General features: G+C 43.4%; 1 protein-coding gene. It reads left to right on the top strand.

Annotated elements, in window-relative coordinates; translation table 11 throughout:
- Positions 1-272, top strand: a 272-nt coding sequence (locus GNY06_RS05395; protein ID WP_176589976.1) for a transposase, incomplete at both ends; no start/stop codon positions are given.

Below are 272 nucleotides of genomic sequence, written 5' to 3' on the forward strand. Positions count from 1 at the left end.
GGTAATATCTTATCGATGTACGCTATGGGAGTGAGTACCCGAGCAATGCGGGATTATGTTCAGCAAATGTATGCTATGGAGATTTCTCCTGCAGAGATATCCCGTATTACCGATAGTGTACTACCCGAGGTTCAAGAATGGAGACACCGTCCTCTTGAAACCGTCTATCCATTTATATTTCTGGATTGTATGTTTTTCAAGGTAAGGGTGAATGGTGCTGTTGACACCCGTGCGATCTATAATATCCTCGGGGTTGATATCGCAGGAAAAAA

Origin of the sequence: Elizabethkingia argenteiflava, assembly GCF_009904105.1 — a bacterium.
Classification (GTDB): Bacteria; Bacteroidota; Bacteroidia; order Flavobacteriales; family Weeksellaceae; genus Elizabethkingia; species Elizabethkingia argenteiflava.